This is a genomic window from Acidipropionibacterium timonense, from assembly GCF_900605005.1.
Classification (GTDB): domain Bacteria; phylum Actinomycetota; class Actinomycetes; order Propionibacteriales; family Propionibacteriaceae; genus Cutibacterium; species Cutibacterium timonense.
Genome location: NZ_LR027558.1, coordinates 1,001,237 through 1,025,411 on the forward strand (window position 1 = coordinate 1,001,237; position 24,175 = coordinate 1,025,411).

Sequence of the window (24,175 nt, forward strand, 5' to 3'; positions counted from 1 at the left end):
GATGGCCGACCTGCTCGAGCTCGTCGACTCCCGGCAGATCGCGTCGGGGGTGCACGCCATCGTCCTGCGGCGCGACGAGCCACTGTCCGAACCGGTGGCGCCGGGCACCTTCCTCGACGTGCTGTGCGGCACGGCGGCGACCTCGCTGGTGCTGCGCCGCCCGTTGTCCATCGCCGACGCCTCCGACGACGGGCGTGAGATGACCCTCATCCTGCGCGTCGTCGGGACCGGCACGGCGGTCCTCGCCGGGCTCCCGGTGGGGTCCCGTGTCGACTGCCTCGGGCCGTTGGGCCAGCCCTTCCGGATCGAGTCCGGGGTGGGTCGGGCGCTCCTCGTCGGCGGCGGCGTCGGCGTTCCACCGCTGTACCTGCTGGGTCGGCGTCTGGTCGAGGCCGGTGTCCGGGTGCAGTTCCGGCTCGGCTTCCGCGACGCCGCCGACGTCTTCTGGACCGACCGGTTCGCCGACCTCGGGCAGGTCCTCGTCTCGACCGACGACGGGTCGGCCGGCACCCGAGGCACCGTCGCCGACCTCGAGCAGGACGACGCGGCCCGGGACTTCGCACCCGAGGCCGTGTACGCGTGCGGGCCGCTGCCCATGCTGCGGTACGTCCAGTCACGATTCGCCGGGGAGGTCCCCACCCAGCTCTCGCTCGAGGAGCGGATGGCCTGCGGGGTCGGGGCGTGCTACGCCTGCGTCGTCCAGGACGCCCGCGACGCCGACCACCAGTACCGGATCTGCTGGGACGGCCCGGTCTTCGATGCCCAGGAGGTGGCCCTGTGACGAGCAGGCTGGCCGTCCGGCTGCCCGGACTCGACCTGAGGAACCCCATCATGCCCGCGTCGGGATGCTTCGGGTTCGGCGTCGAGTACGCCCACTTCTACGACCTCACGGTGCTCGGGTCGCTCATGATCAAGGCGACGACCCTCGAGGCGCGTCGCGGCAACCCGGTGCCCCGGGTGGCCGAGACCCCCTCGGGGATGCTCAACGCCATCGGCCTGCAGAACCCCGGTCTCGACGTCGTCATGGCCGAGCGGCTGCCATGGTTGGCCGAGCACGCTCCCGGCCTGCCGATCATCGCCAACGTCGCCGGCTACACCACCGAGGACTACGTCGAGGTGTCGCGGGTCATCTCGACCGCCCCCAATGTCGCGGCGCTGGAGATCAACATCTCCTGCCCCAACGTCAAGCGCGGCGGCATCACCTTCGGGACGACGCCGCAGGCCGCACACGACCTCACCGAGGCCATCATGGGGGTCGCGACGGTGCCGGTGTACGTCAAGCTCTCACCCAACGTCACCGACATCGTCGAGATCGCCCGGGCGGTGGCCGACGCCGGCGCCGACGGGCTCACCCTCATCAACACGCTCACCGGCATGCGGATGGACCTGCGTCGACGTCGTCCCCTCATCGCCAACGGCACCGGGGGACTGTCGGGCCCGGCGGTCCTGCCCATCGCCGTGCGCATGATCGACGCCGTGACCCGCGCCGTCGACCTGCCGGTCATCGGCATGGGAGGGGTGACGACCGCCGCCGACGCCCTCGAACTCATGATGGCCGGGGCCAGCGCCGTCGGCGTCGGCACGGCGAACTTCACCGACCCCATGGCCTGCCCGCGCATCATCGCCGGTCTCGAACCACTCATGGACGACCTGGGCATCGACTCCCTCGAGGAGCTGCGGGCCCAGGTGCGAGCCTCACACCAGGAGAACTGATGGACACCAGCCGCCCGATCATCGCCCTCGACCTGCCCTCGGCCCGGGATGCCCTCGACCTCGTCGCCCGGTTCGCCGGCGAGACCCTCTTCGTCAAGGTCGGCATGGAGCTCTTCTATGCCGCCGGACCGGGCATCGTCAGCCAGCTCAAGGACGCCGGCCACGACGTCTTCTGCGACCTCAAGCTCCACGACATCCCCAACACCGTGCGTGGGGCGGCGCGCAGCCTGGCGCGGTTGGGGGCCGACCTGCTCACCGTCCACGCAGCCGGCGGCCGGGCCATGATGGAGGCCGCCCTCGAGGGGCTGGGTGAGGGCGGCGGGTCGGCCAGCGTCGTGGCCATCACCCAGTTGACGTCGACCTCACCGGAGGCCCTGCGGTCCGAACAGCTCGTCGAGGTGCCCTTGGTCGAGTCGGTGCTCAACTACGCCCGGCTGGCACGGTCCGCCGGTCTGGCCGGGGTCGTCTGCTCGGCCCACGAGGCCGCCGACATCGCCGCTGCGACGGGAGAGGGGTTCCTGCGGGTGACGCCGGGAATCCGCCCTGCCGGTTCGGCGATCGGCGACCAGGCCCGCGTCGCCACCCCGGGGACGGCGGCGTCGATGGGCTCCTCGGCCATCGTCGTCGGGCGTCCGGTCACCCGCGCCGAGGACCCCGTCGCCGCCTACCACGCCATCATGACCGCCTGGCGCACCGGATCGGACGCCTGAGGAAGGACCCTGACATGACCATCTCGAACCCCATCCTGGCCCACGACGTCGCGGAGGCGCTGCTGCGCATCGGAGCGGTCTCGCTCAGTCCCGAGGAGCCCTTCACCTGGGCGTCCGGGCTGCACTCGCCGATCTACTGCGACAACCGGGTCACCCTGTCCGACCCGACCACCCGCGCCCTCATCGCCGACGGCCTGGCGACCCTGGTGCGGGAGAACTTCGACGCCGCCGAGGTCATCGCGGGTACCGCGACCGCCGGCATCGCCCACGCCGCCCTGGCCGCTGATCGCCTGGCCCGGCCGATGGTCTACGTGCGGTCCCAGCCCAAGGACCACGGCAGGGGAAACCAGATCGAGGGGCGTCTGACCCCGGGCAGCACGGTCGTCATGGTCGAGGACCTCATCTCGACCGGCGGGTCGGTCCTCGACGCCGCCCGCGCCGTCGAGCGCGAGGGCAGCGTCGTCGAGGGGGCCGTCGCCATCTTCTCGTACGAGCTCGAGCGCGGCCGTCAGGCCTTCGAGGAGGTCGGCTGGCCCCTGTTCACCCTCTCGAACTACCCGACCCTCATCGAGGTGGCCGAGTCGATGGGTCGGATCAGCGCCCCCCAACGCGCCGCCCTGGAGACCTGGTCCGCCGATCCACAGGCGTGGTCGGACGCGCACTGAACGGTCGTGATGTCGGTGCGGCGCTCGTCGGCGTAGCATCGAGGGGCCCCGAGCGAATGGAGGGCCCGTGACGACGAGCACCCCGACCGGCAACGACCACCTCATGACCGTCCACCTCGTGTCGATGGGGTGCGCCCGCAACGACGTCGACTCCGAGGAACTCGCCGCGCGGCTGGAGTCGGGCGGGTTCCGGCTCGTCGACGACCCGGCGCAGGCCGAGACCGTCATGGTCAACACCTGCGGCTTCATCGAGCAGGCCAAGAAGGACTCGGTCGACACGCTGCTGGCCGCCGCCGACCTCAAGGAGGACGGGACGACCAAGGCTGTCGTCGCCGTCGGATGCATGGCCGAGAGGTACGGGCGGGAGTTGGCCCAGGCCCTCCCGGAGGCCGACGCCGTCCTGGGCTTCGACGACTACGACGACATCGCCTCGCGGCTGCGGACGATCCTGGCCGGTGGGTCCATCGAGGCCCACGTGCCCCGGGACCGGCGCACCCTGCTGCCGCTGAGCCCGGTCGAGCGGGCCGGGGCCGCCGACCGCGTCGCGACCCCGGGCCATCACACGGCGCCGGCGTCCGGGCCGGCGGTGAGCGAGCCGGGCGGGGGCATCCCCGACCTGCCGGCCTCCGTCACCCCGGCGTCGGGCCCACACCCGGTCAACACCCGTGCCCGGCGACGTCGTCTGGGCTCGGGTCCCTCGGCGCCACTCAAGATGGCCTCGGGCTGTGACCGTCGCTGCGCCTTCTGCGCGATCCCACGCTTCCGCGGCTCCTATCTCTCGCGCCCGGCCGCCGAGGTCGTCGAGGAGGCCCGCTGGCTCGTCGACCACGGGGTCAAGGAGGTCTTCCTCGTCTCGGAGAACTCCAGCTCCTACGGCAAGGACCTGGGTGACCTGCGCCTGCTCGAGAAGCTCCTGGCCCAGCTCGACCGGGTCGACGGCCTGGAGTGGATCCGGGTGTCGTACCTCCAGCCGGCCGAGCTGCGTCCCTCCCTCGTCGACGCCATGCTCGCCACCGACAAGGTCGTGCCGTACTTCGACCTGTCCTTCCAGCACGCCTCGGGCCCACTGCTGCGCCGGATGCGCAGGTTCGGGGACGCCGAGTCCTTCCTGGGCATCATCGACGGCATCCGGGAGCGCTGCCCGAGCGCCGGGTTCCGGTCGAACTTCATCACCGGCTTCCCCGGCGAGACCGACGAGGACGTCGCGGTTCTCGAGGACTTCCTCCAGCGGGCGCGGCTCGACGTGGCCGGCATCTTCGCCTACTCCGACGAGGAGGACACCGAGGGAGCCACCCTCGACGGTCACCTCGACGAGGGCGTCATCGGCGAACGTCAGGAACGCCTGGCCGACCTCGTCGACGAGCTCGTCGCCCAGCGTGCCGAGGACCGTGTCGGAGAGGTCGCCCGGGTCCTCGTCGAGTCCGTCGACGAGGACGGGGCGGTGGGTCGGGCGCCGCACCAGGGGCCGGAGGTCGACGGCACGGTCAGCCTTCCGGGGGTCGACGACGTGGCCGTCGGCGACCTCGTCGCGGTGCGGTTCACCGGCTCGGACGGCGTCGATCTCGTGGGCGAACCGGCCTGAGCTGGCCTGTCCCCACGCCCGCGGAGGCGGGGACGCGCCATACTGGCCCCATGCGAGGACGACGATGACCGGGACCGCGAGCGACAGGCCCAGCAATCTCAACATCCCCAATGCCCTCACGGTGTTGCGGATCGTCCTCGTGCCGGTGTTCGGGTGGATGCTCCTGGCCCACGCCCACGAGGGCGGATGGCGCACCGCGACCACGTTGGTCTTCGTCGCCGCGATCCTCACCGACTTCGTCGACGGACGGATCGCGCGCAAGTACAACCTCGTGACGAACTTCGGCAAGATCTGGGACTCGGTCGCCGACAAGGCCCTCACCGGCATGGCCTTCATCGGCCTGTCGATCCTCGGCGAGCTGCCGTGGTGGATGACCGTGCTCATCCTCCTGCGCGAATGGGGCATCACGATCATGCGCGTGTTCATGCTCAAGTACGAGGTCATGGCCGCGAACAAGGGCGGAAAGCTCAAGACGGCGACGCAGGCGCTTGCCATCATCCTCTTCTGCCTCGGTCTGTGGCGCACCCCGCTCCTCGTCGACGTCCTCGCGTGGACGGTGATGATCGTCGCCTTCCTCCTCACGGTCGTCACCGGGGCGGTCTACGTCGTCGACGCCGTCCGCATCCGACGCCAGGCCCGGGGCTCGGGCGCCTCGTGACCGGCAGTGTCGACCCCGTCAGCCGGGCGGAAAGGGTCGTGCGAGCGCTGCGTCGCGCAGCGCTGAGCGCGGCGACCTGCGAATCGCTCACCGGCGGCCTCGTCGGCGCGACGCTGACGAGCGTGCCGGGGGCCTCGACCGTCTACCGCGGTGGTCTGGTCACCTATGCCTCCGACCTCAAGGCGAGCCTCGCCGGCGTCGACGCCGACTGGATCGCCTCGCACGGCGTCATCAATGCGACGACCGCCGCGCAGATGGCACTGGGGTGCGCCCGCGCGTGCGGTGCCGACGTCGGCATGTCGTGCACCGGTGTAGCCGGGCCCGATCCGCAGGACGGGTTCGGGGCCGGGACGGTGTACGTCGCCGTGTCCGTCCGGGGCGAGGTCACCGTCCGTGATCTCGCGCTGGCAGGGGACCGGCAGTCGATCCGGCGTCAGACCGTCGATGCCCTCCTGGCCCTGGTCCTCGAGGTGCTCGGCGTCGAGGCGTGACGCGGTCCGGGCCGGCGTCCGGCCCCTCGCGACGGGTGCCGCAGCACCCCCGAGGACAGCACGTTGTGCCGAGAGGGGAATGATCCTCGCCCCCGCGACGTTGTCCCAGGTGAATCCACATGGAGGAGTTGAGCATGAAGTTCGCCCTGTTGCGGGAGATGCTGGGCCAGGCACTGCGCGAGCAGCGGTTCGCCCAGGGACGTACCCTGCGTGAGGTCTCGTCGGCGGCCCGGGTGTCGCTCGGCTACCTGTCCGAGGTCGAGAGGGGCCAGAAGGAGGCCTCCAGCGAGCTCATCGCGTCGATCTGCGCCGCCCTCGATCTTCCCCAGTCACAGCTCATGGTCATGGTGAGCGAGAAGCTTCGCCTGGCCGAGGAGGCCATGACCCGTCCCAAGGTGGCGGTGGCGGCCTGAACCGGGGGTGTGGCCGGTCAGCTCACCGGTCCGGGTCCGGGACGATCCGCACGGTGACCCCGAGATCGCGGATCCTCGCGATCTGACGGGCATCGGCCGAGTCATCGGTGACGAGCACGTCGAGATCGCTGACGTCGGCCAACTTTGCCAGGGTGATCCGACCGATCTTCGATCCGTCGACGACGGCGATGATGTGGGGCGCCCGTCTGATCATGGTGTGATTGGTCGCCGCCTCGGTGTCGTCGTGGGTGGTGAGTCCGCCCTCGATACTCAGCCCGTCGCACCCGACGATGGCCGTCCCGACGTTGACCTGGTTGAACGTGCTCTCGGCCAGCGATCCCACGAGTTCGAGGGAGGACGGACGGAGCACACCACCGGTGATGAGCACCCGCTGCTGGCCCTGGTTCGCCGCTTCCAGGGCGATGCCGACCGAGTTCGTGACGATGGTGAGATCACGCCGGTGGCGCAACGCTCGCAGCACCTCCGCCGTCGTCGTGCCGCCGGTGAGCGCGATGGCGTGACGCCCCACCGGCAGCTCGGCCGCGGCTGCCCGGGCGATGGCCTGCTTGGCCCGGTGACGACGACCGTCACGCAGACTCACCGGCAGTTCGCCACCGGCACCGGCGCTGCGCGCCCCGCCGTGGGTGCGCACGAGCAGGCCCTGCTCGGCCAGGGACGCGACGTCACGGCGAATGGTGGCCGCGCTGGCACCCAGCTGAACGGCGAGATCGCGCAACTGCACCTCACCCTGTTCGCGAAGGATGGCCAAGAGAGAGACCATCCGATCGCTGCGGTGGGTCGTCGTCGGTTCCGTCGTGGGCGATGTGGTCACGTCAACCTCCCATGCACGCTCAATCCTTGAGCGAATCACTCGTCGACGCTCATCATAGTGACCGCCATGCGCTCACCGACGCCGACCGGGGGAGTGCCGTACGCTGTGCGCCGTGTGGGAATCGGAACTGTGGCGCCGTCTCGAGGATGTCCTGGGGGCGGGGTACGTACGCGCGTGGGCCGGGCAGCAGGCGATTCCCGGGCTGGATTCCAGGACCGTCCTCGAGGCCCTCGACGACGGGGTCGACGCCAGGACGGTGTGGCGGGCGTGCTGGGCCTTCCTCGAGTTGCCGGAGTCGGCGCGCTGAGGCTTGCGTCTCGAACATCTGTTCGCTAGGGTTGTCCACAGGGCGCTGAACAGTTCTCCTGTTCGATGTCCACAGATGTGAGGACGGGCTCCGGATGGTCGGTGGCCGCCCCTAGAGTTCACAGTGGCCGGGCGGGCAGACCCCGTTCGGGTACTGGGCGGGAGTGCACGTGCCGACGGCAGGTGCCCGTGATGAAAGGCTTCGACGCATGGTGGCTGCGGCAGATCGGGAGAAGGCCCTCGAGGCAGCTCTCAGTCAGATCGAGAAACAACATGGCAAGGGCTCGGTCATGCGACTGGGCGAGCGGGAGGCGGTCAAGGTGGCCGTCATCCCGACCGGCGCGGTCGCCCTGGACATCGCGCTGGGGGTCGGCGGTCTGCCGCGCGGGCGCATCGTCGAGATCTACGGTCCCGAGTCGAGCGGCAAGACGACGGTGGCCCTGCATGCCATCGCCAATGCCCAGGCCGAGGGAGGCATCTGTGCCTTCATCGACGCCGAGCACGCCCTCGACCCGGAGTACGCACGCAACCTCGGTGTCGACACCGACGCCCTTCTGGTGAGCCAGCCGGACAACGGTGAACAGGCCCTCGAGATCGCCGACACCCTGGTGCGGTCCGGCGCCCTCGAGCTCATCGTCATCGACTCGGTCGCGGCCCTCACGCCCAAGGCCGAGATCGAGGGCGAGATGGGCGATTCCCATGTGGGTCTGCAGGCCCGGCTCATGAGCCAGGCGCTGCGGAAGATGACCGGGGCCCTCAATGGCGCCGGCACGACGGCCATCTTCATCAACCAGTTGCGCGAGAAGATCGGCGTCATGTTCGGGTCTCCGGAGACGACGACCGGTGGTCGGGCGCTCAAGTTCTACGCCTCGGTGCGTCTGGACGTGCGTCGCATCGAGACCCTCAAGGACGGAACCGAGATGGTCGGCAACCGGACGCGGGTCAAGGTGGTCAAGAACAAGGTGGCCCCGCCGTTCAAGCAGGCCGAGTTCGACATCCTCTACGGCCAGGGCATCTCCCGTGAGGGCAGCATCATCGACCTGGGTGTCGACACCGGCATCATCGTCAAGTCCGGCTCGTGGTTCAGCTGCGACGGTGAGCAGCTCGGTCAGGGCAAGGAGAACGTCCGGACCTTCCTCAAGTCCAACCCCGAACTGGCCGATTCCCTCGAGGCCCGGATCAAGGCCCATCTGGGGTTGGGCGACGACGAGGTTCCCGAGGGAGTCGACCCTGAGACCGGGGAGGTCGAGTTCTGACCCGCAGGACGCGCGACGTTCCCGATCCGCAGGACCACACCGAGGGTGAGTGGTTCGAGATCGCCCGGGAGATCGTCCTCACCAAACTCGACTTCCGGGCCCACACCAGGGCGGAGCTGAGCGAGGCCCTGGGTCGCAGGGGAGTGCCGGAGGCGATCGGTGCCCAGCTCCTCGACCGGTTCGAGGAGCTGGGGCTGGTCGACGACGCCGAGTTCGCCCGGCGCTGGGTGCAGTCTCGTCACGGCGCCCGCGGGCTGTCGCGTCGAGCCGTCGCGCTCGAGCTCAGACGCAAGGGAGTAGCGGACGACGTGGTCGAGGTGGCCACCGAGGTCATCTCCGGTGACGACGACCTCGACGCAGCGACCGAACTGGCCCTGGCCAAGCTCCGCGCCGGATCCGGGGTCGAGGAGGCGCGGCTGACCAGGCGGGTGCTCGGCGCCCTGGCCCGCAAGGGCTATGGACCGGAGACGGCCTGGCAGGCGTGGCGACGGGCCAAGGAGGAACTGGGCGACGAGGCCAGCGACTAGGTTCCCCGACACGGTCGGCTGGTCGTGGGGTTCTCGGGCACGGTCGGCTTCATGCGGGGCCCGCCGACACAGTCGGCATCATGTATGGCAAGGTGTCCCCCAGACGCCGACCACCCGGCGACGTCATCGGTGACGAGAAGGGGGAATGATGCTCGAGGAGATCGGTCCCGCCCCCTTGGCGATCGGTATGTGGCCGATCGTCGCCATCGTGCTGGCGGTGGCTCTCGTCGCGGTCATCGTCGGTGACCTCTTCATGCGACGTCGTGCCGGCAGCGTCGTCGAGGCCGGACGCGACCAGCTCGAACGCGACCGGGGACGCATGGAGCGTCAGATGGATCAGCGTCGGGCCGACCTCGAGGCGGCCGTGGACGACCGGCGACGGTCCATCGAGGTGGCCCACGCCGATCGCCTGGCCCAGCTCGACGAGCAGTCCGCGCAGTTGGCCGCCGATCGGGAGAGGATCGACGACGAGCTCGCCAGGATCGGTGGACTCACCCCCGAGCAGGCGCGCCGCGAGGTGGTCGACCGGGCCCGCGAGGAGGCCACGGTCGAGGCGGAGACCCTCACCCGAGCCATCCTGGCCCAGGCACGCGCCACCGCCGAGGACCGGGCACGAGAGGTCGTCGCCACCGCCATCGCCCGATGCGCCGGCGAGGTCACGGCCGACTCGGTGGTCGCCGCGGTCGACCTGCCCTCCGACGACATGAAGGGCCGGATCATCGGGCGCGAGGGACGCAACATCCGATCCATCGAGCAGGTCACCGGAGCGACCGTCATCATCGACGACACCCCGGGGATCGTTCTCGTGAGCTGCTTCGACCCGATCCGTCGGGAGGTCGCACGCACGACCATTGAGCTGCTCGTGGCCGACGGTCGCATCCATCCGGGGCGCATCGAGCAGGCCCACGCCACGGCCGTCAAGCGCATCGAGCAGATGTGCCTGGACGCGGCGGACGAGGCCCTCCACGCGCTGTCGATCACGTCCTTCCCGCAAGCTCTGCGGCCCATCCTGGGCTCCCTGCGATTCCGGACCTCGTTCGGCCAGGACGTCCTGTCGCACAGCGTCGAGTGCGGACGGCTGGCCGGACTGCTGGCCGCCGAGATCGGCGCCGACGCCGTCACGTGCACCAGGGCCGCCTTCCTCCACGATCTCGGCAAGGCCCTCACCCCCGGCATCGAGGGCTCCCACGCCTCCGTCGGTGCCGAGCTGGCCCGCCGCTACGGCGAGGACGACGCCGTCGTCCATGCCATCGCCGCCCACCATGACGAGGTACCCGCAGAGTCGGTCGTCGACGTCATCACCCAGGCGGCCGACGCCATCTCGGCGTCCCGGCCCGGCGCACGTCGCGAGTCCCTCGAGGCGCACGTCAACCGGCTCGAGGAGCTCGAGAACCTCGCGTCGGCCCATCCCGGCGTCTCCCGGGCCGTGGCCGTCCAGGCCGGCCGGGAGCTGCGGGTCATGGTGGTGCCCGAGCAGGTCGACGACGCCGCCGCTCGCGACCTGGCACGGGTCCTGGCCGCCGAGGTCGGTGATCGCATCGTCGTTCCCGGGCAAGTTCGCGTCACCGTCATCCGCGAGACCAGGGCCGTCGAGGTCGTCGGCGCCTCGGGGCCCAGAGACTGAACCGACTGAACCGACTGAACCGCCCGGCCGCGAGACGTGCTCAGGCGCTCAGGCCCCAGCGCAGGCAGACGTCCTCGCCGGGCTCCAACCGCATCATCGAGTCATGGGTCGGTCCCTCGTTGAAGGCGTCCGGCCCACAGGTCATCGGCTCGACGGCCAGGCTGGCCCGGTCGACCGGTGTGTACACCTGCAGCCATCGGCAGTGCTCGTCGCCCCACAGGAGGCACCGGTCCTCGCCGTGACTCAGCTCCACCTGCCACCGTCCCTCCGGGGCCCCGGTGAACGCCGTGTCGACCACCCTGGCGCCGATGACGGTGTCGTGAAGATCGGTGTCCCCGGAGACCGGGTGGACGGCCACCGGAAGCAGCCGGTCGTCGGTCTGGACGAAGCGCGTGAAGGGTGAGCGTACCTGCCACTGGTCGATCCGTCCGCTGCACACGAGGTACGGATGAGCGGCGTAGCCGAAGGGTACCGGCGTGCTGCCGATGTTGAGGGCGGTCACCGTCACGGTGAGGCCGTCGTCGGCCAGGGCATGGGTGATGGTCGCCTCGATCGTGCCCGGCCACCCCGGCTGTGCGGTGATGACGACGCGCTGGGTGAGGTGGTCGTGGGCGTGATTGACGATGGTCCACGGCAACCACCGGCTCAGTCCGTGGATCGCGGTGCCACGGTCCGGCTCGTTGATGGCCAGTTGTTGGTCGACTCCGTCGAAGACGTAGTGTCCGTCCCGGATCCGGTTGGGCCACGGGAGCAGGTGCTGGCCCTGGGAGGACGGTGGGACGAGGCCGGCGTCGAAGGGCAGCACGACATCGCGGCCGTCATGGGTGAGGGACCGCAGGGTCGCACCCTGCTCGGTGACGATGGCGTGGTACCCGCCGTGGGAGATCTCGTACTGGGTGCCGGTGGGCAGCACGGGGTCCGCCGTTGGATGCTCGATGCTCATGGCGACACCCTAGTGCTGGGTGGCGGGTGGTGCCGGACGACGATCCGGGCTCGCCGACGACGACCTTGGGGCGGGCGCCCCCGTCGTCGTAGAGTTGTCGGCCGATGACCAGCGAAACTGCCCCCACCAGGCCCGCCCCGACGTACCGCGTCGTCACCTATGGCTGCCAGATGAACGTCCACGACTCCGAGCGGATCGCCGGACTCCTCGAGGCCGCCGGCTACGTGCGCGACCCGCGCGAGGACACCCTCGATCCCGCCGATGTCGTCGTCTTCAACACCTGCGCCGTCCGGGAGAACGCCGACAACCGGCTGTACGGAACGCTCGGCCACATGGCCACCGTCAAGGCCGCCAACCCGGGCATGCAATTGGCCGTCGGCGGGTGCATGGCGCAGAAGGACAAGAACCACGTCGTCTCCCGTGCGCCCTGGGTCGACGTCGTCTTCGGCACCCACAACATCGGCTCCCTGCCGGCGCTGCTCGACCGTGCCCGGGCCCAGGATGAGGCCGCCGTCGAGATCGAGGAGGCGCTCGTCACCTTCCCGTCGAACCTGCCGACCCACCGCGAGTCGGCCTACTCGGCCTGGGTGTCGATCTCGGTGGGCTGCAACAACACGTGCACCTTCTGCATCGTCCCGCAGCTGCGTGGCAAGGAGACCGATCGGCGCCCCGGCGACATCCTCGCCGAGATCCGCGCCCTCGTCGATGAGGGGGTCCAGGAGATCACCCTGCTCGGACAGAACGTCAACTCCTACGGGGTCGAGTTCGGTGACCGTGGTGCCTTCGCCAAGCTGCTGCGCGCCTGCGGCCGGATCGACGGCCTCGAGCGGGTGCGGTTCACCTCGCCCCATCCGGCCGCCTTCACCGACGACGTCATCGACGCCATGGCACAGACCCCCAACGTCATGCCGAGCCTGCACATGCCGCTGCAGTCGGGGTCGGACGCCGTCCTGCGCCGGATGCGCCGCTCCTACCGGTCCGAGAAGTTCCTCGGCATCCTCGAGAGGGTCCGCGCCGTCATCCCGGATGCCGCCATCACGACCGACATCATCGTCGGCTTCCCCGGCGAGACCGACGCCGAGTTCGAGGACACCCTGCGCGTCGTCGAACAGGCGCGATTCTCGGCCGCCTACACCTTCCAGTACTCGATCCGCCCCCACACGCCGGCCGGAGCCATGACCGACCAGGTGCCCAAGCACGTCGTCCAGGAACGCTACGAGCGACTGCTGGCCCTCGTCGACGACACGGCCTGGCAGGAGAACAAGGCCTTGGAGGGACGCACCGTCGAGGTCATGTTCGCCCAGGGCGAGGGACGCAAGGACGAGCGCACCCACCGGGTCACCGGCCGGGCGCGCGACAACCGGCTCGTCCACGTCGGACTGCGCCCCGGCGACGAGGTGCCCCGCCCCGGTGACATCGGCCACGTCGTCATCACCGAGGGTCACCCGCACCACCTCACCGCCGACGGCGGCCTGCTCGACCTTCGCCGTACCCGCGGCGGAGACGCCTGGCAGGCCCGCCAGGAGGCACCTGCCGCATCCTCCGGGGTGTCCCTGGGGATGCCGACCATACGTCCGGGGCGCTGACGCCCGAGAGAACGCCGCACCACGGGTACGCGGACATGACGGTGGTGGCGAGCCCCGAAGGGCCCGCCACCACCGGTGCGTCAACCTCCCGACGCTCCCATCCGGAGCTCGTCACCGGCTCGCCGGCGGGGGAGGGACGCGGTCAGGACATCAGAGGTTGCCGGTCTTGTCCTCGATGAAGGACTGAGCCTGGTCGACCTGCCCGGCGAACTTGCCACCGGTCTTGTCGTCGACGACGTCGCCGGCCTTCTCGACACCCTGGTCGATCTGATCGGCGTGGCTGTTCACGGCCTCCTTGATGTCGTCCTGATGTGCGTTCACGGCGTCCTTCGCCTGATCGAACAGTCCCATGAGAGGCTCCTTCCTTCCGATGACCCCGAGTGGGGAGGGCGGTCACCAGTGTGTCAGCGCAGCAGGGCATCGACAAGGGGTCGACCCACGACGTTCACCCAATGGCCACCTTCGGCCGGTTTGGGGCCGAGGCGACGAGCGGGCAAGGATGAGTGCGTGAGCATCCCCGTCATCGCCCTCGTCGGGCCGACCGCCAGTGGCAAGTCGTCGCTGGCCGTGGCCCTGGCCGAGCGGCTCACCGGTGCGGGCAGGCCGACGCAGATCGTCAACGGCGACTCCATGGTCGTCTACCGCGGCATGGACATCGGCACCGCAAAGCCGTCGGCCGCGGAGCGGGCCCGGGTGCCGCACCATCTCGTCGACGTCCTCGACGTCACCGACGGCTCCTCGGTCGCCCTCATCCGCGAGCTGGCCAGGGAGTGCTTCACGACCCTGCGACGACAGGGAGTCGTGCCGCTGCTCGTCGGGGGCTCCGCGCTCTACAGCCGGGCCATCCTCGACGAGCTCGACATCCCGCCGACCGACCCGGCGGTGCGGGCCCGCCACGAGCGTGCGCTCGCCGAACTCGGCCCCCAGGCCCTCCACGAGCGGCTGGCAGCCCTCGACCCGACCGCTGCCGCGGCCATCGAGCCGGGCAACGGACGGCGCCTGGTGCGTGCCCTCGAGGTCGTCGAGCTCACCGGCTCGTTCACCGCCACCATGCCGACCGGTCGGTACGATCCCGCTGTGGCGCCGGTGCTCCAGATCGGCCTGGCCCTGGAGCGTGACGAGCTCGATCGCCGGATCGCCGAGCGGGTCGATCGGATGTGGCGCGACGGGCTCGTCGAGGAGGTGCGCGGGCTCACCGATCTGAGGAAGGGGCCGACGGCGTCGCGCGCCCTGGGGTATCGCCAGGTCCTCGAGTTCCTCGACGGCCGGATCGACGAGGAGGAGGCCCGTCGCCGCACCATCGTCGGGACCCGCCGGTTCGCTCGCAAGCAGCTCATGTGGTACCGGCGCGACGAGCGGATCCACTGGGTCGACGCGCTGTCGCCGGATCTTCTCGACACGGTCCTGTCACTGGTCGGTGAGACGATGTCCTCATGTTGACGACGCGATTCACCAAGGGCCACGGCACCGGCAACGACTTCGTCATCCTCGACGACCCGGACGGCCTCGACCTCACCGAGCAACTCGTGCGCTGGCTGTGCGACCGACGGTTCGGCATCGGGGGAGACGGACTGTTGCGAGCAGTACGCGCCGGTGACGTCCCCGAGTGGACCGGTGACCCGAACCTGTGGTTCATGGACTATCGCAATGCCGATGGCTCGATCGCGCAGATGTGCGGCAACGGGCTCCGGGTCTTCGCCCGGTACCTCACGACCCGGGGACTGCTCGAGGGAGCCGAGGCCGACATCGCCACGCGGGCCGGCGTCAAGCACGTGAGGCTCCTCGACGACGGTCTGGTGCGAGCCGACCTCGGGCCGGTGCGGGTCCTCGACGACGCCGTCGACATCTCGTGCGGCGGGCGGGTGCGTGCGGCTCGCCCGGCCGACGTCGGCAACCCCCACGCCGTCGTCCTGCTGGACCCGGACGAGCACGTGGCCGACCTCGACCTGACGGTGGCCCCGACGTGGCAGCCCCGGGGGGTGTTCCCCGAGGGGGTCAATGTCGAGTTCGTCGAGCCGCTGGACGGCGACCGGGTCCGGATGCGGGTCCATGAGCGAGGGGTCGGCGAGACCCTCTCGTGCGGAACCGGGACGGCCGCCGTCGCTGCCGTCATGGCTGCCACGACCGGTCGCCTCGGGCCGTGGACCGTCGAGGTTCCGGGCGGGACGATCACCGTCGACCTCGACGGCGGCGCGGCCCTCATCGGACCAGCGGTTCTCGTGGCCACCGGTGAGGTGACCCTTCCCGACTCCCTAGACTTGGCTCGATGACGACCTCAGCCCACCCTGACGTTCCCGGCGCCGATCTCATCGGCGCCGGCCCCGAGGACTACGACGGCGACCAGTTCGACCTGGACGCACGGCTGTCCCTCACCCGGGTGCCGGGCATGTCGACCGATCTGTCCGACATCAGCGAGGTCGAGTACCGACAGCTCCGTCTGGAACGGGTCGTCCTCGTCTCGGTGTGGACCGAGGGCAGCGCCCGGGACGCCGAGAACGCCATGACCGAGCTCAAGATGCTCGCCGAGACCGCGGGTTCCCAGGTCCTCGAGGGACTCATGCAGCGTCGATCGACCCCGGACCCGGCCACCTACCTGGGTCGGGGCAAGGTCGAAGAGCTGCGCGAGGTCGTCCTGGCCACCGGCGCCGACACCGTCATCTGCGATGGCGAACTCGACGCCGCGCAGTTGCGCAACCTCGAGGACCGGGTCGGGGTCAAGGTCGTCGACCGGACGGCGCTCATCCTCGACATCTTCGCCCAGCACGCGCGCAGCGTCGAGGGCAAGACGCAGGTCGAGTTGGCCCAGCTCACCTACCTCAAGCAGCGCCTGCGCGGCTGGGGTGGGAACCTCTCCCGACAGACCGGCGGGCGGGCCGCCGGTGGTGCCGGCATCGGTGGACGCGGCCCGGGCGAGACGCGCATCGAGACCGACCGGCGTCGGATCGGCCACCGCATCGCCATCCTGCGACGACGTCTGGCCGACATGGAGGCCACCCGTGCCACCAAGCGCGCCGACCGCGGACGGAACCAGATCCCCTCGGTGGCGATCGTCGGCTACACGAACGCCGGCAAGTCCTCGCTGCTCAACCGGCTCACCCGCGCCGGGGTCCTCGTCGAGAACGCCCTCTTCGCGACCCTCGACCCGACGACCCGCCGCGCCACGACGGCCGACGGGCGGGTCTACACCCTCACCGACACCGTCGGATTCGTCCGTCATCTGCCGCACGATCTCGTCGAGGCGTTCAAGTCGACCCTCGAGGAGACGGCCGGGGCCGACCTGCTCGTCCACGTCGTCGACGCCTCCGACCCCGACCCCCAGGGTCAGATCGACGCCGTGCGGTCGGTGCTCGTCGGGGTCGGTGCCGGCAGCGCCCCGGAGATCCTCGTGCTCAACAAGGCAGACCTGCTGGGGGAGGTAGACCGGGTCGCCCTGCGAGCGTCCCACCCTGAGGCGATCCTCGTCAGTGCGCACACCGGCGAGGGCATCGACGACCTCGTCGAGCTCGTCGAGGAGCGGCTTCCGGTCCCCAGCGAACTCGTCGACGCGGTCATCCCGTACTCGCGCGGTGACCTGCTCGACCGGGTCCACCAGAACGGGATCATCGAGGTCCTCGAGCACGGCGCCGAGGGCACCCATGTCGTCGCCCATCTGCATCCGGCCCTGGCCGCCGCAGTCCGCGCCGCCGGTGGCGAAGCATGAGTGGTCACCGGCAGCACCGCGAGCTGCTCGACGCCGCCATCGGGGTCATCGGTGGGACGCCACGGTCGGGCCAGGTCCAGATGGCGCAGGCCGTCGATCGGGCCATCGACGAGGGCATCCACCTGCTCGTCCAGGCCGGTACCGGCACCGGGAAGTCGCTGGGGTATCTCGCTCCGGCCCTCGCCCACGCCGTCCTCGACGACGAGCTCGTCGTCGTCGCCACCGCCACCCTGGCCCTCCAGGCGCAGCTGGCCCACAAGGACATTCCCGCGGCCCTCGACGCCGCCGAGAAGGTCCTGCCGCGCCGGCCCCGCACCGCGGTCCTCAAGGGTCGGCACAATCACGCCTGCCTGCACAAGGTGCGTGGCGGGTCGACGGTGCGTGGCCAGGACGCCCTCGTCGGGGGATCCGATCTCACCGACGAGGGCCGGGGCTCGGCGTCGAGCCTGGGGGCCGAGGTCGTCATGTTGCGTGAGTGGGCCGAGCAACAGGCCAGCGACGGCCAGCTCGGCGACCGTGACGACGCCCCGGCGCACAGCCCGGCGGCGTGGGCCCAGGTGAGCGTGCCCGCCAACGAGTGCCTCGGTGCCCAGCGCTGCCCGTTCGGGGCCGAGTGCCTGTCCGAGGCCGCCCGGGAGCGAGCCCGCAGTGCCGATCTCGTTGTCACCAATCACGCCATGCTCGCCATCGACGCCCTCAACGGGGGCACCGTCCTGCCCGAGCACGACACGGTCATCATCGACGAGGCGCACGAGGTCGTCGACCGGTTCACCGGCGCGGCGTCCGCCGACCTCTCGCCGGTCGTCGTCAACACCGTGGCTCGGCGAGCCCTCAGCTGGCTCGACGACGACCTCGGGGCCGACCTGCTCGACCAGGCCGACGTCCTCCACGACGCCCTCGAGGCCACCGAGCCGGGTCGGGTGACCGACGCCGACTCGCAGGTGCTCCTGGCGACGTCGACGCTGCGCGATCTTGCGCGGCGGGCGGTGAGCGCCATGGCCCCGGCTGACAAGGACGAGTCCGCCGACGGTGATCGGGTGCAGGCCCAGGCCGCCGTCCGCGAGGTCTTCGAGATCGCCGAGCGGATGAGCGCCCTGCGCGCCGAGGACGTCGTGTGGGTCTCGCAGTCCGAACAGGGCCAGCGGGCCGCACATGTGGCGCCGCTGAGCGTGTCGGGACTGTTGCGCCAGAAGGTCCTGGCCGAGGCGACGACGATCCTCACCTCGGCGACCCTCACCATCGGTGGGGAGTTCACCTCCGCCGCCCGAGATGTCGGTCTGAGCCCGGCGGAGCGCGTCGACGGACCGACTCCCGAGGTCCTCGAGACGTCGATGGCCTGGCGCGGGATCGACGTCGGGTCCCCCTTCGACTACGGCAGGCAGGGCATCCTCTACGTGGGGCGGGGACTGCCCAGGCCGGGCCGCGAGCGGATGAGCACGGAGGTGCTCGAGGACCTGGCCGAGCTCATCTGGGCGGCTGACGGCCGCACGCTCGGTCTCTTCGCCTCCCAGCGCAATGCCGTGGCGGCCGCCGAACACGTCCGTTCCGCGCTGCCGTCGATCCCGGTGCTGTGCCAGGGTGAGGGACATCTGGCCGAGCTCACGAGGCGTTTCACGGCCGAACCGCGGACGTGCCTGTTCGGCACCCTGTCGCTGTGGCAGGGAGTGGACGTCCCCGGGGACACGTGCCGGCTCGTCGTCATCGACAAGATCCCCTTCCCCCGCCCGGACGATCCCCTCGTGCTGGCCCGCAGTCAGGCGGTCACCGATGCCGGCGGCAATGGCTTCATGACGGTGTCCGCCGGGCACGCGGCTCTCCTGCTGGCCCAGGGGGCGGGGCGACTCATCCGACGGGCCGACGACCGCGGAGTCGTCGCCGTCCTCGATCCTCGGTTGGTGACGGCGAGGTACGGGTCGTTCCTGCGCCAGTCGATGCCGAGCTTCTGGACGACGACCGATCGGGAGGTCGCCGTCCAGGCACTCAAGCGGTTGGCCGGATAGGGCTGGCCGGTCCCGCGCGCCAGCGCTCGGAGGCGACCCCGCGCGCCAGCGCTCGGAGGCGACCCCGCGCGCCAGGGCTCAGAGGCGGCGCAGCACGGCGACGACCTTGCCCATGATCCGCGCGTTGTCGCCGTCGATGGGCGCGTAGGCCGGATTGCGCGGCAGCAACCAGGTGTGCCCGGACTGTCGCGAGAGCGTCTTGACGGTGGCCTCGTCGTCGAGCAGGGCGGCGACGATCTCCCCGTTCTCCGCCATCGCCTGCTGCCGGACGACGACCCAGTCCCCGTCGCAGATGGCGGCGTCGACCATCGAGTCACCGTGCACCTCGAGCATGAAGTGGGTGCCGTGGCCCAGGAGCTGGGTCGGCACGGCGACGGTGTCCTCGACCGACTGTTCGGCGAGGATCGGCGCGCCGGCCGCGATCCGCCCGACCATGGGCACGCTCACCGACGGCGCCTCTCCCTCCTGGCTGAGGATCGCCGGCTGGGGGGAGATGGCGGCGGGGTGGTTGCGACCGACGATCTCGAGGGCGCGCGGGCGGTTGGGGTCGCGACGCACGAAGCCCTGACGTTCCAGGACCCGCAACTGGTGCTGGACCGATGAGGTGCTCGACAGCCCCACCCGCCGGGCGATCTCACGGACGCTCGGCGGGTAGCCGTGCTCGTCGACGCTCTCGACGATGATCTCGTACACCCGGCGCTGTCGCGGGGTGAGGGTCATCGGGTCCGGGGGCGGACTCATGACGCGGGAACCGGCGGCGGGCGCGGTGCTGGCGCCCGAGGCAGGGCGGGTCGCTGCCCCCGGCGTGGCTTCGTGGTCCAGGCGTTCCGTCATGGGTCCATGCTAGCGGTTCTCCGCACGGAATGCACACATCTGTTCGAATGGCGTCGACGGCGCGTCGCCTGAACTGTCGTCCCCCCTCGGTGGACTCATGGGTGTGCCGGGATGGCCCGACATGGCACGTGTGCCCGATGTTCGAATGTGTTCGTCGATCATGCTTGCGAAGATCGAATGAGTGTTCTACTGTTGGTGGCACGGGTGTTCGAGGAGCGCTCGTGGTGGTCCGTCGGCGGATGGTCGCGGGCCAGTCCGATCGGATCGGTCACGCCGCGAGGAGTGGGTGACCGGGCCAGCCGCACCGAAGGGTGTGGCCGAGATGGAGGAGTTGTCCGATGAGTGCTGTGGCGTACGAGTGGGGCGAGATCGAGCAGGGTCGTCCCGATGGTGGGGGAGTCCTGCTGCGGGGCCCGTGGTCCCAGGATGATGGCCCGCAGGTGCGGTTCGAGCCGGCTGTCGCCATCGATCGCCGTGCCCTCATGGCGGGTCGTCCGAGGTCGACGACGCGCGCAGCCGATGTCGCGTGGGATGTCGCCGTCCTCGTGGTCCTCGCGGCGTTGGTGGTGGGGGTGGTGCTGGCGATCACCCGCTTGGTGGCGGTCTCCTCCGGTGACTATCCCGAGCACCATGGTCCGCAGCAGGTCGCGGCTGCCGCTGGGGTGGGTGTGTCGTCTTGACGGGAGCTTTCCGGGGCGCTAGCGCCGGTTGAGTCCTGACACGACATGTAGTGGTCGGTCATCCGAGGAATGTCCATAACTTGTGGTGTCGACTGTTGCGTTCGACCCTGGATGGGGTAACGTTCCCGATCGTCGGCGGGCCACTGGGGTCCGGCGACGAGGCCGGGAGGAGTCAGGCGATGCGGTGTCCGTTCTGCCAGCACGACGACTCCCGAGTTCTCGACTCGCGTGTCTGCGAGGACGGTACTGCCATCCGTCGACGCCGTCAGTGCCCGATGTGTGAGCGTCGGTTCACGACGATCGAACGGATGCAGTTGACGGTGCGCAAGCGCAATGGCACCGACGAGCCGTTCAGTCGTGACAAGGTCATCGCCGGGGTCCGCAAGGCGTGCAAGGGTCGCCCGGTCAGTGACGCCGACCTGGCCCTCCTGGGGCAGCGCGTCGAGGACAGCCTGCGGGCCAGCGGCGTGGCCGAGATCCCGGCGGACGAGGTGGGAGTGGCCATTCTCGGACCGTTGCGCGAACTCGACCCCATCGCCTACCTGCGGTTCGCCAGCGTCTACCAGCACTACGAGACGATCGAGGACTTCGCGACCGAGATCGACCGACTCCGCGAGGAGATCGGGACCACCCCCGACCGGGCCGATCCGGTCGGGCGGCCCCGCAAGGACTCACCGAACCAACCCCTCTTCTGAGGGATCCGCCGCGTCAGCGACGCAGCGACACCAGCGCAGGAACACACACATCAGAGGGAGCCATGACCGAGACCAAGGCCGCACCACGCCGTCCGAGCAGTCGTCCCAAGGGGCTGCACATCGAGCGGGTCTTCAGCACCAAGGGCGTCCACCCGTACGACGAGGTGACCTGGGAGCATCGCGACGTCGTCCAGACGAACTGGCGCACCAACGAGACGGTCTTCGAGCAGCGCGGGGTCGAGTTCCCCGACTTCTGGAGTGTCAACGCCTCGACCATCGTCACGAGCAAGTATTTCCGGGGAGCGCTGGGCACCCCCGAGCGTGAGTCGAGTCTGCGCACCCTCATCGACCGCGTCGTCAACACCTATGTGGCTGCCGGCAAGGAGAACGGCTACTTCGCGACCGCCGCCGATGCGACGGTCTTCGGTGAGGAGCTCACCTGGCTGCTGCTGCACCAGTACTTCAGCTTCAACTCGCCGGTGTGGTTCAACGTCGGCACCCCGAGCCCGCAGCAGGTGAGCGCCTGCTTCATCCTCTCCGTCGACGACTCGATGGAGTCGATCCTGCACTGGTACACCGAGGAAGGATTCATCTTCAAGGGTGGGTCGGGTGCCGGCGTCAACATCTCGCGCATCCGCTCGTCCAAGGAGCTCCTCAGCAGCGGCGGAACGGCCTCCGGCCCGGTCTCCTTCATGCGGGGAGCCGACGCCTCCGCCGGCACCATCAAGTCCGGCGGTGCCACCCGTCGCGCAGCCAAGATGGTCGTCCTCGACATCGACCACCCCGACGTCGAGGAGTTCATCGAGACGAAGGCGCGCGAGGAGGACAAGATTCGCGCCCTGCGCGACGCCGGCTTCGACATGGACCTCGGTGGCAAGGACATCACCTCGGTCCAGTACCAGAACGCCAACAACTCGGTGCGCGTCACCGACGAGTTCATGCGCGCCGTCGAGAAGGGCGAGCGGTTCGGGCTGCGCGCCCGCACCACCGGCAAGGTCATCGAGACCGTCGACGCCCGCGAGCTCTTCCACAAGATCTCCCAGGCCGCCTGGGAGTGCGCCGACCCCGGCCTCCAGTACGACGACACCATCAACTCCTGGCACACCGACCCCAACACCGGGCGGATCAACGCGTCGAACCCGTGCTCGGAGTACATGAGCCTGGACAACTCGTCGTGCAACCTGGCCAGCCTCAACCTGCTCAAGTTCCTCGACGACGCCGACCGATTCGACGTGGACCGCTTCCGCAGCGCCGTCGAGCTCGTCATCACCGCGATGGACATCTCCATCTGCTTCGCCGACTTCCCGACCGAGGCCATCGGCGAGACGACCCGCAACTTCCGACAGCTCGGCATCGGCTATGCCAACCTGGGGGCCCTGCTCATGGCCCTGGGGCTCGGCTACGACTCCGATGGTGGACGCGCCCTGGCGGCGTCGATCACCTCGCTCATGACCGGTGTGTCCTACCGGCGCAGCGCCGAGCTCGCCGCGATCGTCGGTCCCTACGCCGGCTACGAGGTCAACGCCGAGCCGCACCAGAAGGTCATGGGCAAGCACCGTGACGCCAATGACGCGGTCCATCCGTTGCACGACAACGACACCGCGGTGCTGGCTGCCGCCCGCGCCGAATGGGACCGCGTCGTCGAGCTGGGGGCCGAGAACGGTTTCCGCAACGCCCAGGCCTCCGTGCTGGCCCCCACCGGCACCATCGGCTTCATGATGGACTGCGACACCACCGGGATCGAGCCGGACTTTTCCCTCGTGAAGTTCAAGAAGCTCGTCGGTGGCGGGTCGATGCAGATCGTCAACCAGACCGTTCCGCGGGCCCTCAAGAACCTCGGCTACGCCCCGTCCGAGATCGACGGGATCGTCGACCACGTAAAGGAGCACGGCTCCGTCGTAGACGCCCCGCACCTGTCCGAGGCCCACTACGAGGTCTTCGACTGCGCCATGGGCACCCGGTTCATCGCCCCGATGGGCCACGTGCGGATGATGGCGGCCGTCCAGCCCTTCCTGTCCGGTGCCATCTCCAAGACGGTCAACCTGCCCGAGAGCTCGACCGTCGAGGACATCGCCGACGTCTACATGCAGGGCTGGAAGCTCGGCCTCAAGGCCCTGGCCGTCTACCGCGACAACTGCAAGGTCGGCCAGCCGCTGTCGGACGCCAAGAAGGACGACGCCGCCAAGGAGGCCCCCGCCCCCGAACCGGAGGTGCGCATCGAGTACCGGCCGCGGCGTCAGCGCCTCCCCAAGTCGCGCATGGGTCGCACGACGAGCTTCCAGGTCGCCGGGGCCGGCGGCTACCTCACCACCGGCGCCTACGAGAACGGGCGTCTCGGTGAGATCTTCCTCAAGCTGGGCAAGCAGGGATCGACCCTGGCTGGGGTCATGGACGCCCTGTCGATCTCGGTGTCGATCGGCCTGCAGTACGGCGTGCCGCTGGAGAGCTTCGTCCAGAAGTTCTCCAACCTCAAGTTCGAGCCGGCCGGCATGACCGACGACCCCGACATCCGCATTGCCCAGTCGATCATCGACTACGTGGCACGGCGTCTGGCCCTCGACTACCTCGACTTCGACGAGCGCGCCGAGCTGGGCATCTACACCGCTGCCGAGCGGGCCCGGTACGTCGAGACCGGGTCGTACCAGAGCGAGGACGAGGAGCTCATCGACTCCGAGTCGCTCAAGGACACCCCGGCCGATCGGGTACGGGTGCACGAGGACGGGGCGAACCAACCCGGGCTCTTCGAGCCCGCATCCGGCCAGAAGGAGCTCCTCGAGCCCGCTGCGCCGGCGAGCCACCCGCACGGCGCCCACACCAGCGCCGAACTGCTCGAGGAGCAGACCGGCATGGCCGTCGACGCCCCGCTGTGCATGACCTGCGGCACGAAGATGCGGCCGTCCGGGTCCTGCTACGTGTGCGAGAGCTGCGGCTCGACGAGCGGCTGCAGCTGACCGATGCCA

24 protein-coding genes are annotated in these 24,175 nt (G+C 70.0%); 20 read left to right on the forward strand and 4 right to left on the reverse strand.

Translation table 11 applies throughout. The features are described from left to right. Position 1: 1 nt before the first annotated feature. The 8 genes from E0E30_RS04770 (at position 2) to E0E30_RS04805 (ending at position 6,232) form a co-directional block, all read left to right on the forward strand. On the forward strand, positions 2-781 hold the full coding sequence (locus E0E30_RS04770) for a dihydroorotate dehydrogenase electron transfer subunit (RefSeq protein WP_130865318.1): 780 nt from the start codon (positions 2-4) through the stop codon (positions 779-781). Then, complete coding sequence (locus tag E0E30_RS04775; protein WP_130865319.1) at positions 778-1,713, forward strand: dihydroorotate dehydrogenase; 936 nt, start codon at positions 778-780, stop codon at positions 1,711-1,713. Before E0E30_RS04770 ends, E0E30_RS04775 begins: the two co-directional genes overlap by 4 nt. Beyond that, positions 1,713-2,423 carry an orotidine-5'-phosphate decarboxylase gene (gene pyrF, locus E0E30_RS04780; RefSeq protein ID WP_130865320.1) on the forward strand — a complete coding sequence of 237 codons (711 nt, stop codon included), beginning with the start codon at positions 1,713-1,715 and terminating at the stop codon, positions 2,421-2,423. The genes E0E30_RS04775 and pyrF overlap by 1 nt, the downstream gene beginning before the upstream one ends. A gap of 14 nt (positions 2,424-2,437) precedes the next feature. After that, positions 2,438-3,088 (forward strand): orotate phosphoribosyltransferase, encoded by a 651-nt coding sequence (gene pyrE / locus E0E30_RS04785; RefSeq protein WP_130865321.1) that lies wholly within the window; start codon positions 2,438-2,440, stop codon positions 3,086-3,088. Positions 3,089-3,191: 103 nt separating this feature from the next. Continuing rightward, positions 3,192-4,670, forward strand: a complete 1,479-nt coding sequence (rimO, locus tag E0E30_RS04790) for a 30S ribosomal protein S12 methylthiotransferase RimO (protein WP_130866745.1) — start codon at positions 3,192-3,194, stop codon at positions 4,668-4,670. Between the two features lie 64 nt (positions 4,671-4,734). After that, entirely contained in the window at positions 4,735-5,328 is a 594-nt protein-coding gene (pgsA, locus tag E0E30_RS04795) for a CDP-diacylglycerol--glycerol-3-phosphate 3-phosphatidyltransferase (RefSeq protein ID WP_130865322.1), read from the forward strand. Between the two features lie 38 nt (positions 5,329-5,366). After that, complete coding sequence (locus E0E30_RS04800; protein WP_130865323.1) at positions 5,367-5,819, forward strand: CinA family protein; 453 nt, start codon at positions 5,367-5,369, stop codon at positions 5,817-5,819. Between the two features lie 134 nt (positions 5,820-5,953). Next, positions 5,954-6,232, forward strand: a complete 279-nt coding sequence (locus E0E30_RS04805) for a helix-turn-helix domain-containing protein (protein WP_130865324.1) — start codon at positions 5,954-5,956, stop codon at positions 6,230-6,232. Positions 6,233-6,254: 22 nt separating this feature from the next. Here the strand turns inward: E0E30_RS04805 and E0E30_RS04810 are convergent, their stop codons facing one another. After that, on the reverse strand, positions 6,255-7,013 hold the full coding sequence (locus E0E30_RS04810; RefSeq protein WP_130866746.1) for a DeoR/GlpR family DNA-binding transcription regulator: 759 nt from the start codon (positions 7,011-7,013) through the stop codon (positions 6,255-6,257). 163 nt (positions 7,014-7,176) lie between these two features. Here E0E30_RS04810 and E0E30_RS04815 point away from each other — a divergent pair, with 163 nt between their 5' ends. The 4 genes from E0E30_RS04815 (at position 7,177) to rny (ending at position 10,777) form a co-directional block, all read left to right on the forward strand. Continuing rightward, positions 7,177-7,371: a DUF3046 domain-containing protein gene (locus tag E0E30_RS04815; RefSeq protein WP_130865325.1), complete on the forward strand. Its 195-nt coding sequence runs from the start codon at positions 7,177-7,179 to the stop codon at positions 7,369-7,371. Between the two features lie 208 nt (positions 7,372-7,579). Then, entirely contained in the window at positions 7,580-8,626 is a 1,047-nt protein-coding gene (recA, locus tag E0E30_RS04820; RefSeq protein ID WP_130865326.1) for a recombinase RecA, read from the forward strand. After that, complete coding sequence (locus E0E30_RS04825; protein ID WP_130865327.1) at positions 8,623-9,153, forward strand: regulatory protein RecX; 531 nt, start codon at positions 8,623-8,625, stop codon at positions 9,151-9,153. The genes recA and E0E30_RS04825 overlap by 4 nt, the downstream gene beginning before the upstream one ends. A 148-nt stretch (positions 9,154-9,301) precedes the next feature. After that, positions 9,302-10,777 (forward strand): ribonuclease Y, encoded by a 1,476-nt coding sequence (gene rny, locus E0E30_RS04830; RefSeq protein ID WP_245306505.1) that lies wholly within the window; start codon positions 9,302-9,304, stop codon positions 10,775-10,777. A gap of 40 nt (positions 10,778-10,817) precedes the next feature. On the opposite strand, the gene E0E30_RS04835 is transcribed toward rny, so the two are convergent. Further along, a complete protein-coding gene (locus E0E30_RS04835) occupies positions 10,818-11,720 on the reverse strand; it encodes an aldose 1-epimerase family protein (protein ID WP_130865328.1) in 903 nt (300 codons plus the stop codon). Between the two features lie 104 nt (positions 11,721-11,824). Here E0E30_RS04835 and miaB point away from each other — a divergent pair, with 104 nt between their 5' ends. Next, on the forward strand, positions 11,825-13,306 hold the full coding sequence (miaB, locus tag E0E30_RS04840; RefSeq protein ID WP_130865329.1) for a tRNA (N6-isopentenyl adenosine(37)-C2)-methylthiotransferase MiaB: 1,482 nt from the start codon (positions 11,825-11,827) through the stop codon (positions 13,304-13,306). Between the two features lie 150 nt (positions 13,307-13,456). Here the strand turns inward: miaB and E0E30_RS04845 are convergent, their stop codons facing one another. Then, the gene (locus E0E30_RS04845) at positions 13,457-13,657 is read right to left on the reverse strand and encodes an antitoxin (protein ID WP_130865330.1); all 201 of its coding nucleotides are present in this window, start codon (positions 13,655-13,657) and stop codon (positions 13,457-13,459) included. A 156-nt stretch (positions 13,658-13,813) separates the two neighbouring features. Here E0E30_RS04845 and miaA point away from each other — a divergent pair, with 156 nt between their 5' ends. From miaA to E0E30_RS04865, 4 genes are read left to right on the forward strand one after another with little or no spacing between them, the layout of a single operon-like run. Continuing rightward, on the forward strand, positions 13,814-14,746 hold the full coding sequence (gene miaA / locus E0E30_RS04850; RefSeq protein ID WP_342588109.1) for a tRNA (adenosine(37)-N6)-dimethylallyltransferase MiaA: 933 nt from the start codon (positions 13,814-13,816) through the stop codon (positions 14,744-14,746). After that, positions 14,740-15,576, forward strand: coding sequence for a diaminopimelate epimerase (gene dapF, locus E0E30_RS04855; protein WP_210115775.1), 837 nt, complete (start codon positions 14,740-14,742; stop codon positions 15,574-15,576). The genes miaA and dapF overlap by 7 nt, the downstream gene beginning before the upstream one ends. Then, positions 15,573-17,006 carry a GTPase HflX gene (gene hflX / locus E0E30_RS04860; RefSeq protein WP_130865332.1) on the forward strand — a complete coding sequence of 478 codons (1,434 nt, stop codon included), beginning with the start codon at positions 15,573-15,575 and terminating at the stop codon, positions 17,004-17,006. The genes dapF and hflX overlap by 4 nt, the downstream gene beginning before the upstream one ends. Beyond that, on the forward strand, positions 17,003-19,006 hold the full coding sequence (locus E0E30_RS04865; RefSeq protein ID WP_130865333.1) for an ATP-dependent DNA helicase: 2,004 nt from the start codon (positions 17,003-17,005) through the stop codon (positions 19,004-19,006). Before hflX ends, E0E30_RS04865 begins: the two co-directional genes overlap by 4 nt. A gap of 78 nt (positions 19,007-19,084) precedes the next feature. On the opposite strand, the gene lexA is transcribed toward E0E30_RS04865, so the two are convergent. After that, the gene (lexA, locus tag E0E30_RS04870) at positions 19,085-19,840 is read right to left on the reverse strand and encodes a transcriptional repressor LexA (RefSeq protein ID WP_130865334.1); all 756 of its coding nucleotides are present in this window, start codon (positions 19,838-19,840) and stop codon (positions 19,085-19,087) included. Positions 19,841-20,178: 338 nt separating this feature from the next. Here lexA and E0E30_RS04875 point away from each other — a divergent pair, with 338 nt between their 5' ends. The 3 genes from E0E30_RS04875 (at position 20,179) to E0E30_RS04885 (ending at position 24,166) form a co-directional block, all read left to right on the forward strand. After that, positions 20,179-20,520, forward strand: coding sequence for a hypothetical protein (locus tag E0E30_RS04875; RefSeq protein ID WP_210115776.1), 342 nt, complete (start codon positions 20,179-20,181; stop codon positions 20,518-20,520). Between the two features lie 179 nt (positions 20,521-20,699). Next, on the forward strand, positions 20,700-21,215 hold the full coding sequence (gene nrdR / locus E0E30_RS04880) for a transcriptional regulator NrdR (RefSeq protein WP_130865335.1): 516 nt from the start codon (positions 20,700-20,702) through the stop codon (positions 21,213-21,215). Between the two features lie 62 nt (positions 21,216-21,277). After that, a complete protein-coding gene (locus E0E30_RS04885; RefSeq protein ID WP_130865336.1) occupies positions 21,278-24,166 on the forward strand; it encodes a vitamin B12-dependent ribonucleotide reductase in 2,889 nt (962 codons plus the stop codon). Positions 24,167-24,175: the final 9 nt, after the last annotated feature.